The organism is Streptomyces sp. URMC 124 (assembly GCF_051386455.1).
GTDB lineage: Bacteria > Actinomycetota > Actinomycetes > Streptomycetales > Streptomycetaceae > Streptomyces.
The window spans coordinates 1-6,909 of sequence record NZ_JBPQTS010000242.1 but is presented as its reverse complement, the minus strand read 5'-3'; the positions used below and the strand labels follow the sequence as shown (position 1 = coordinate 6,909).

General features: G+C 71.6%; 6 protein-coding genes. 4 read left to right on the top strand and 2 right to left on the bottom strand.

The genetic code is table 11. From position 1 onward, the window contains the following. The first annotated feature begins 134 nt into the window (after positions 1-134). Entirely contained in the window at positions 135-1,010 is an 876-nt protein-coding gene (locus tag ACSNOG_RS31185) for a sigma-70 family RNA polymerase sigma factor (RefSeq protein ID WP_436756064.1), read from the top strand. Positions 1,011-1,046: 36 nt separating this feature from the next. Next, positions 1,047-2,210 (top strand): NAD(P)/FAD-dependent oxidoreductase, encoded by a 1,164-nt coding sequence (locus ACSNOG_RS31180; protein WP_436756063.1) that lies wholly within the window; start codon positions 1,047-1,049, stop codon positions 2,208-2,210. On the opposite strand, the gene ACSNOG_RS31175 is transcribed toward ACSNOG_RS31180, so the two are convergent. Further along, positions 2,140-3,789 (bottom strand): SulP family inorganic anion transporter, encoded by a 1,650-nt coding sequence (locus ACSNOG_RS31175; RefSeq protein ID WP_436756062.1) that lies wholly within the window; start codon positions 3,787-3,789, stop codon positions 2,140-2,142. The genes ACSNOG_RS31180 and ACSNOG_RS31175 overlap by 71 nt on opposite strands. A gap of 514 nt (positions 3,790-4,303) precedes the next feature. On the opposite strand from ACSNOG_RS31175, the gene proC reads away from it, so the two are divergent. Beyond that, positions 4,304-5,113, top strand: a complete 810-nt coding sequence (proC, locus tag ACSNOG_RS31170; RefSeq protein ID WP_436756065.1) for a pyrroline-5-carboxylate reductase — start codon at positions 4,304-4,306, stop codon at positions 5,111-5,113. Positions 5,114-5,191: 78 nt separating this feature from the next. Here the strand turns inward: proC and ACSNOG_RS31165 are convergent, their stop codons facing one another. Then, entirely contained in the window at positions 5,192-5,791 is a 600-nt protein-coding gene (locus tag ACSNOG_RS31165) for a cysteine hydrolase family protein (RefSeq protein WP_436756061.1), read from the bottom strand. Positions 5,792-5,874: 83 nt separating this feature from the next. Here ACSNOG_RS31165 and ACSNOG_RS31160 point away from each other — a divergent pair, with 83 nt between their 5' ends. Then, positions 5,875-6,849: a GlxA family transcriptional regulator gene (locus ACSNOG_RS31160; protein ID WP_436756060.1), complete on the top strand. Its 975-nt coding sequence runs from the start codon at positions 5,875-5,877 to the stop codon at positions 6,847-6,849. Positions 6,850-6,909: the final 60 nt, after the last annotated feature.

Below are 6,909 nucleotides of genomic sequence, written 5' to 3'. Positions count from 1 at the left end.
GCCGCCGAACAATTTTTAGAGAAAGCCCTGGTGGGAACCTTGAGTTCCTGCCGGGGCTTTTTCGCATTTCCGGGCCGGTTGAGTCGTTTCGCTAGGCTGCACTCAGCTTCGCTCACGAGAGGAGCCGGTGGTCCATGGCGCCCCTGGCTGATTTCGAGAAACACCGCCCGCAACTCTGGTCCGTCGCCTACCGCATCACCGGCTCGGTCGCCGATGCCGATGACGCACTGCAGGAGGCCTGGCTGCGCTGGCAGCTCCTCGCCGACGACGAGGCCGCCAATCCTGCCGCCTATCTGACGACCGTCGTCAGCCGTATCTGCTTCGATCAGCTCGGCTCTGCCCGCTCCCGCCGCGAAACCTACGTCGGACCTTGGCTGCCCGAACCCGTTGTCGGCGAAGTAGCCGGCCCTGAGGACCGGGTCACCCTGGACGAATCCGTCGGGATGGCCCTGCTGACCGTTCTGGAGAAGCTCACGCCGGCCGAGCGGACGGCGTTCATCCTGCACGACGTGTTCTCCGTACCGTTCACCGAGATCGCGGAAGTCGTCGGCCGCACTGCTACGTCCGTACGGCAGTCGGCGTCCCGCGCACGGAAGCGCGTACGGGCGGAGTCCCCGCGCTGTTCCGTCGACCGCGTTGAGCACCGCCGTACCGTCGAGGCCTTTCTCGCCGCCGTGATGAACGGCGACTTCGAGACGCTCCTGTCCGTCCTCGACCCCGATGTCGTGTGGCGTTCCGACGGCGGCGGCAAGGTTTCGGCCGCCCGTCGGCCCGTCTGCGGCAGGGAGAACGTCGCCCGATTCGCCCAGGGCATCAGCCGCGGCTTCGACCCGCTGTCGATGCGGGTGGTGCTGCGGGACGTCAACGGCGCACCCGGCATCGTCTCCGTCGACCCGGGCCGCGGCAAGGTCCTGGTCATCGCGTTCACTGTGTACAAGGGGCGGATCGCGGAGGTGTACGCCGTCGCCAATCCGGACAAGCTCCGGCACCTCGATCCCGAGGAGCTGTGACTGTCACACTTCGGCCCGCTGCGTCGTCGGGTGGGCATGAACCGACAGCACCGACACCCCCAACATCCCCGACACCACGTCATCGTCCTCGGCGCCGGCTACGCAGGTCTCACCGCTGCTCTGCGGCTGGCGTCGAACTCTACCGTCGGCGTCACCCTCGTCGACCCCAGCGACCGCTTCACCCAGCGCGTCCGCCTTCATCAACTCGCCGCCGGACAGCGGGATGTGACGCTTCCGCTGTCCGCGTTCCTCCGGGGTACCGGGATCCGGCACCTGGCTGCTCGTGCCGTCGACCTGGACCCGGCCGCCCGTGAAGTGCGTACGGACGACGGCCGCACACTCTCCTACGACCGGCTCGTCTACGCGCTCGGCAGTGTCACGGATACCCGCAGTGTCACGGACACTCGCAGCGTCACGAACACCCGCGCCGTCCCGGACACCCCCGTCGTAAGGGAGCAACAGCAGCAGCGACCCGCAGCGGAGCGCGTGTACACCGCCGAGTCGGCGGCCGAGCTGGGGAAGCGGCTGCTCGACGGGCCGGGGCGGCTCGCCGTCGTCGGCGGCGGGCTCACCGGCGTCGAACTCGCCTCCGAGATCGCCGAATCGCATCCCGCATGGGAGGTCCGCCTCCTCACGGCGGGCACGCTCGGCGCCGGCCTGTCCGCAAACGGGCGGGCCCACCTTCGTAAGACGCTCGCCGCGATGCGCGTACGGGTGAGGGAAGGGGAGCGGGTGACGTCGGTGGACGACGTCGACGCGGACGTCACCGTGTGGTCGGCCGCGCTGCGGCCGCTGACCGGGCTCGCCGCCGCGGCGGGCCTCGAACTCGACGCGGCGGGCCGGATCGTCGTCGACCATACGCTCCGGTCGGCTTCGGACCCGGCCGTCTACGTGGCGGGCGACGCGGCGGCGAGCTCCCTGCGGATGGCGTGCGCGACCGCGATGCCCACAGGCGCGCACGCCGCCGCCTCCGTACTCGCCGACCTGGAATCCCGCCCGGCGCGGCCGCTCCGCTTCCGTTACGTCGTGCAGTGCATCAGCCTCGGCCGCAACGACGGCCTCATCCAGCCGGTGCACCGCGACGACTCGCCGCTCCGGGCCGTGCTGACCGGGCGGCCGGCGGCGCTCGTCAAGGAGCAGGTTGTCCGCTCAACGGTCCGGAGCCTGCGTGTGGTGGCGAGCCGGGCGAGGGCCCGGTAGCGACCGGGCCCCGGCATTCGGCGTTGCGTTCCGCCCACGCCGTGAGCGCCGAGCGACACGCGTGGTCCATGTGCCGCAGGCCGCTCAGGTCGAGTTCCACGCTGCGTCCCGATGGCGGAAGGGAGGCTTCCAACTCGTCGAGAATCTTGGGCAGTCGGAGGAAGTTCGCGTTGCCGAGGACCCGTACGCGAACCGTGCCGTCCTCCGTGGTCTGCGTCTCGACGTGGACGTGGGAGGTCTCCCAGGCGGCCTTCGCCACCGCAATGAGCAGGCCGAGGACGACGCCCTCGAAGAGGTTCGTCACGACGATGGCCACTGTGGTCACCACGAGCACCACGGCCTCGCCGCGGTGCTCGCGCCACAGCCGGACGATGTCGCGGAAGGGCAGCAGCTTCCATCCCGCGTGCATCAGCACCCCGGCGAGCGCCGCGACCGGGATGACCTCCAGGGCCCAGGGGACGAGGGAGACGAAGATGAGCAGCCAGGCGCCGTGCAGGACGCGCGACGCCTTGGTCTTCGCCCCGGCCCGGACGTTGGCCGAGCTGCGGACGATGACGGCGGTCATCGGGAGCGCGCCGAGCACGCCGCACACCGTGTTTCCGGCGCCCTGGGCGATGAGCTCCTTGTCGTAGTTCGTGCGGGGCCCTTCGTGCAGCCGGTCGACCGCAGCAGCGCTGAACAGCGTCTCCGCGGAGGCGATCAGGGCGAAGGCCAGGACCGTGCCCAGGACGCTCATCTCGCCGAGCAGCGCGAAGTCCGCGCTGCCGGGCGGCTGGATCGCTTCGAGCATTCCGCTCACCTGGATCCGCGCGACCGGAAGGGACAGGCCGGCGACCACGCCCGTCGCCAGCGCGACCGCGGCCAGGGGCGCGGGCACGAACTGCGCTCCCCGCTTCCACTGCGGCCACAGCACCAGCACGGCGATCGTGCCGACGCCGACCGCGGCGGCGAGCAGGGCGTCCGTCGAGATCAGAGTGTCGACGACCAGGTCGGGAAGGCCCGCGAGCTTGGCGGGCCCACCGGCGGGCGGCCTCGCGTCGGCCATGGCGTAGATCTGGCCCGCCATGAGGACCAGGCCGATGCCGGCCAGCATGCCCTGGACGACGGCCACCGAGATCGCCCGGAACCACCGGCCCAGGCGCAGCAGGCCCATCGCGATCTGCAGCAGTCCGGCGGTGAGGACGAGCACGCCGAGCGCGGTGAGCCCGAACTCCCGCACGGCCTCGTAGACGAGCACCGTCAGGCCGGCTGCCGGGCCGCTGACCTGAAGGCTGCTGCCGGGCAGCAGTCCGGTGAGGAGCCCGCCGACCACACCGGTGACCAGGCCCAGTTCGACCGGGACGCCGGACGCGACGGCAATGCCGACGGAGAGCGGGACGGCGATCAGGAAGACGACGAGGGAGGCGGTGAAGTCGGCCCGGAGATCACGGCGCTTGGCGGCCCCGGTGCGGGTCCCGCCGTCGGGCCCGGTGCCGGTGCTGTCGCCGGCCCCGTTGTTGGCGCTGTCGTGGGAAGGGTTTGACCGGAGCTTGGTCCTGGCGAGCACTTTGCGGGCAGGGGTGAGGGGTATTTTGTCCATGAGGATTGCCTCCAGCGCGCGGTGGTCGCGCAGCGATGTGATCGTTGCCTGTCGGATGTCGGGGTACGGGCAGCGGAGACGTCGGGGTGTGGACCGGCCGGACGGTAGAGGGTGACGGAGTGTGCCGTGGACACCCGCGGTCATTCTGTCCAAGTGGCCAATACCCGTGGAGTGTTGGCGCGTTACCACGATGTAAACGCAGTGGTGGCAGGCCGGAATGTGCTGTTCCGATCGCTCCGGCGCAGGACCTCATGGGGTTACCGGCGAAGTGCGCCCGGCGCGCGACGTGCGCGCGGAGTGCAAAGATGGCCGGACACGCCCCCGGTGACATCCGGCGTCGTCCAGCGTCGTTCGGCGGCGCTCAGTGGTGCTCAGTGATGCTCAGCGTCGTTCAGTGGCGCTCAGCGTCGTTCAGCGGTGCTCAGCGCACGGTGAAGCCCCGGCGTGCAGGCAGCCGTCCCCCGCGCAGCGAAGAGGTGAGCCCGTGGCACAGGAATCCGAGGCGTCCGTGGCCGTGGCGCAGAAAGTCGCCGTACTCGGCACCGGAAAGATCGGCGAGGCGCTGCTCAGCGGCATGATCCGCGCCGGCTGGTCGACCGATGACCTCCTGGTCACCGCCCGCCGCCCCGAGCGCGCCGAGGCCCTGCGCGCCCGCTACGGCGTCGAGACGGTCACCAACGCCGAGGCCGCGAAGTCCGCGGACACCCTGATCCTGGCCGTGAAGCCGCAGGACATGGCGGCGCTCCTCGGCGAACTCGCCCCGCACCTGCCCGCCGACCGGCTGGTCATCAGCGCGGCGGCCGGCGTCCCCACGTCCTTCTTCGAAGAGCGGCTGCCGGGCGGCAACCCGGTCGTGCGCGTCATGCCGAACACCCCCGTCCTGGTGGACGAGGGCATGTCGGTGATCTCCGCGGGCACCCACGCCACGGAGGACCACCTCCTCCGCACCGAGGCCATCTTCAAGCCGGTCGGCAAGACGCTCCGGGTGCCCGAGTCCCAGCAGGACGCGGCCACGGCGCTGTCCGGCTCGGGCCCCGCGTACTTCTACTTCCTCGTCGAGGCGATGACCGACGCCGGCATCCTCCTCGGCCTCCCGCGCGACAAGGCCCACGACCTCATCGTCCAGGCCGCCATCGGCGCCGCGGTCATGCTGCGCGACAGCGGCGAGCACCCGGTCAAGCTCCGCGAGGCCGTCACCTCACCGGCCGGCACGACGATCAACGCCATCCGCGAGCTGGAGAAGCACGGAGTGCGGCACGCGCTGATCGCCGCCCTGGAGGCCGCCCGCGACCGCAGCCGGGAGCTGGCCTCCGGCGAGGGCTGACGGGGGCCGGCCTCCGGCAGGAGGGTTGACGAGGGCCGGCCGCCGTCAAGAGGGTTGACGGGACTCTCCGGGCCCTCGTCAGCCCTGACCCGCCACGGCGGCCGTCGTCGCGATCCTCGCGAAGCCGGCAGCGTGCAGGTTCGTCGCCGTGGCCCGGAACAGCTCGTCCGCCGTGAGCGACTGCCCGTCCGGGCCGACCGCGTCGAAGGTGTACGTGGCGTCGACCGGCACGATCACGTCGTACCCGAGGTTGCCGCCCATCCGAGCGGTGGTCTCCACGCACCAGTTCGTCATGATGCCGATGACCACGAGCTGCCGGATCCCGGCCTCTTCCAGCCAGCGCCCCAGATCCGGCGCGCCGAGGAAGGCCGAATTCACCGTCTTGGTGACCAGCAGCTCGGGGCCCGCGCCCTTGCCGCGCCGCTGCTGGACGAAGTCCTGCAGTTGGTTCCCCCGCTGACCGGGGTGCAGCGGCGAGTCCGGCTTGGGCGAGTCGTGCCGGACGAACACCACCGGCCGGCCCGCCGCCTGCCAGGCGTCGATCAGCAGCGCCATGTTGCCCTCGGCCGCGGGGTTGTTGCGGGCAGGGAAGCGGTCCCGGTCGTTCCAGCCGTTCTGTACGTCAATGACGACGAGGGCGGCGTTGTCGCTGATGCTGATGTTCTCGGTGCTGTTCATGACGACGATCCTGCTCGCCGGCGCCGGATCGTCCCAGTGGCAGGAGAGACCCTGTTCGATGGATTGCTGCCAGGATGGTGGCCATGCAGCAGCTGCCCCAGCGCATCGCCCTCCTCGCCTTCCCGGGCATCCGCGCCTTCGACGTCGCCGTCATCACCGAAGTCTGGGGCGTCGACCGCACCGCCCGCGGCGCCCCCCGCTTCGAGCTGCGCCGCTGCGGCACGGACCGGGCGCCCGTGCCCATGCGCGGCGGCATCACGCTCACCCCCGACCAGGGCCTCGACCTGGAGCAGCTCAGTACGGACGACCTCGTCGTCGTCCCCGGAGTGGAGGACCACCTGGCGCCGGTCCCGGAACCCGTGCTCGCCGCCCTCCGCGCCGCCCACCGCGCCGGCGTCCCCGTCGCCGCCCTCTGCGGCGGCGCCTTCGTCCTCGCCCAGGCCGGCCTGCTCGACGGGCGCCGCGCCGTCACCCACTGGAACCTCACCGGACTGCTGGCCCGCACCCACCCGCGCATCGACGTCGTCCCCGACGCCCTGTTCGTCGAGGACGCGGGCGTGTGGACCGCGGCGGGCGTCGCCGCCGGCATCGACCTCTGCCTCCACCTCGTCCGCAGGGCCCACGGCGCGGAGGCCGCGGCGACCATCGCCCGCTCCATGGTCACCGCCCCCTTCCGCACCGGCACCCAGGCCCAGTTCGTCGAACAGCCCACGCCCTGCTCCGACCGGGAGGCCGACGCCCTGGCGGACGTACGCGAGCAGGCCCTGCGCCGGCTCGCGGAACCCCTGACCGTCGCCGACCTGGCGGGCTGGGCCGGCATGTCGCCGCGCTCCTTCGCCCGCCACTTCACCGCGACCACGGGCACGACGCCCGTGCAGTGGCTCCTCGACCAGCGCATCGCCGCGGCCCAGAAGCTCCTCGAGCGGACGGGCCTGCCCATGCCGGAAGTGGCCCGCCGCTGCGGATTCGGCAGCGAGGTCACCATGCGGCAGCACTTCGCAGCCCGCCTCGCGACGAGCCCGCGCGACTACCGACGGGCTTTCCGGGCGGCGGGCTGACGGAGTCGGGCTGACGGGACCGGCGCCAGGTGGTCCTCCACTCCGGGGACGACGACGAGG

What these genes read in the sequence shown, in the direction of transcription:
- ACSNOG_RS31175 (WP_436756062.1), bottom strand. Translation starts at nt 3,789, where the DNA reads ATGGACAAAATACCCCTCACCCCTGCCCGCAAAGTGCTCGCCAGGACC.
- ACSNOG_RS31180 (WP_436756063.1), top strand. Translation starts at nt 1,047, where the DNA reads ATGAACCGACAGCACCGACACCCCCAACATCCCCGACACCACGTCATC.
- ACSNOG_RS31160 (WP_436756060.1), top strand. Translation starts at nt 5,875, where the DNA reads ATGCAGCAGCTGCCCCAGCGCATCGCCCTCCTCGCCTTCCCGGGCATC.
- ACSNOG_RS31185 (WP_436756064.1), top strand. Translation starts at nt 135, where the DNA reads ATGGCGCCCCTGGCTGATTTCGAGAAACACCGCCCGCAACTCTGGTCC.
- ACSNOG_RS31165 (WP_436756061.1), bottom strand. Translation starts at nt 5,791, where the DNA reads ATGAACAGCACCGAGAACATCAGCATCAGCGACAACGCCGCCCTCGTC.